Annotated in this window: 1 protein-coding gene; it reads left to right on the top strand. The window is 47.0% G+C overall.

Annotation, left to right across the window (positions count from 1 at the left end; translation table 11 throughout):
* Nucleotides 1-679 precede the first annotated feature (679 nt).
* Complete coding sequence (locus tag TZ48_RS24490; protein WP_162674665.1) at nt 680-817, top strand: hypothetical protein; 138 nt, start codon at nt 680-682, stop codon at nt 815-817.
* Nucleotides 818-2,000 lie beyond the last annotated feature (1,183 nt).

The raw sequence follows: 2,000 nt of genomic DNA, 5'->3' as shown, positions 1-2,000 counted from the left end.
GCTTTCTCGGTTAAGTTCATTGGAGTAGGGGTTCTGCGTACTAGCTTTACACCTGCTCGTCAGTGCCAAATCGTAAAACCGCGCGTGCTGTTTCTTTTGCTTGGAAAGGGCATCAATCAACTTCGTATATGGTGCACGTTGTAGTCAGCTTCAGTGCAAGAGCCGTGAGTTGCCTTTTAGTATCGCCATCTTAGGCCGCAAGTTGGTGGAAAGTTCAATGCTTCTGCATTTGGTGCGTCAGCGGCTTTGGTTTTGGAGCGTTTCTTTAAGATCTTGGTGCCAAACGTTGGCTTCATCGCACGCAAAAAGCTAACAAATTGCTCAAGCAGACAGCTAACAGTTGGCGATTTTGGTTTGGTTGAGTTCAGTGATTAAGGTGGCTTTGCTTGAGTGTCGTGGCAGTTAGCTGCCACTTAGCAAGGCGTTAGCTTTCTCGGTTAAGTTCATTGGAGTAGGTGTTCATCGTCCTAGCTTTACACCTGCTCGTCAGTGCCAAATTGCAAAACCGCGCGTGCTGTTTCTTTTGCTTGGAAAGGGCGTCAATCGACTTAGATTATGGTGCACTTTGCAGTCAGCTTCAGCGCAGGAGCCGTGAGTTGCCTTTAAGTATCGCCATCTTTGGCAGCAAGTTAGTTGAAGGTTCAATGCTTCTGCATTGAGTGCGGCGGTGGAGATGGTTTTGGAGCGTTTCTTTGAAATCTTGGTGCTAAACGTCGGCTTCATCGCACGCAAAAAGCTAACAAATTGCTCAAGCAGACAGCTAACGTTTGGCGATTTTGGTTTGGTTGAGTTCAGTGATTACGGTGGCTTTGCTTGAGTCTATTGATAGTTAGCTGCAACTTAGCAAGGCGTTAGCTTTCTCGGTTAAGTTCATTGGAGTAGGTGTTCATCGTCCTAGCTTTACACCTGCTCGTCAGTGCCAAATCGCAAAATCGCGCGTGCTGTTTCTTTTACTTGGAAAGAGCATCGCTCAACTTTGAGTATGGTGGACTTGGTTGTCAACTTTAGCGAAAGAGCCTTGAGTTGCCTTTAAGTATCGCCATCTTTGGCAACAAGTTGGTGGAAGGTTCATTGCTTCTGCATTGGGGTCATCGACGGCGTCAGCTTTGGAGCGTTTCTTTAAAATCTTGGTGCCAAACGTCACCTTCATCGCACGGAAAAAGCTAACAAATTGCTCAAGCAGACAGCTAACAGTTGGCGATTTTGGTTTGGTTGAGTTCAGTGATTACGTGGCTTTGCTTGAGTGTCGTTGCAGTTAGCTGCAACTTAGCAAGGCGTTAGCTTTCTCGGTTAAGTTCATTGGAGTAGGGGTTCATCGTCCTAGCTTTACACCTGCTCGTCAGTGCCAAACTGCAAACCTGTACGTGCTGTTTCTTTTGTTTGGAAAGAGCATCGCTCAACTTCGAGTATGGTGCACTTGGTTGTCAGCTTTAGCGCAAGAGCCGTGAGTTGCCTTTAAGTATCGCCATCTTTAGCAGCAAGTTAATGGAAGGTTCATTGCTTCTGCATTGGGTGCGTCGGCGGCATTGGTTTTAGAGCGTTTCCTTAAGATCTTGGTGCCAAACGTCGGCTTCATCGCACGCAAAAAGCTAACAAATTGCTCAAGCAGACAGCTAACAGTTGGCGATTTTGGTTTGGTTGGGTTCAGTGATTACGGTGGCTTTGCTTGAGTGTCGTGGTAGTTAGCTGCAACTTAGCAAGGCGTTAGCTTTCTCGGTTAAGTTCATTGGAGTAGGTGTTCATCGTTCAAGCTTTACACCTGCTCCTCTGTGCCAAATTGAATACCTGTACGCGCTGTTTCTTTTGCTTGGAAGGAGCATTGCTCAACTTCGAGTATGGTGCACTTAGCCGTCAGCTTTAGCGCAAGAGCCGTGAGTTGCCTTTAAGTGTCGCCATCTTTGGCAGCAAGTTAGTGGGATGTTCAATGCTTCTGCATTGGGTGCGTCGGTGGCGTTGGTTTTGGAGCGTTTCTTTAAGATCTTGGTGCCAAACGTTGGCTT

Origin of the sequence: Vibrio variabilis, assembly GCF_003263785.1 — a bacterium.
Classification (GTDB): Bacteria; Pseudomonadota; Gammaproteobacteria; order Enterobacterales; family Vibrionaceae; genus Vibrio; species Vibrio variabilis.
Note: the sequence above shows the minus strand (reverse complement) of the source record. Positions and strands in the feature narration are given on the sequence as shown.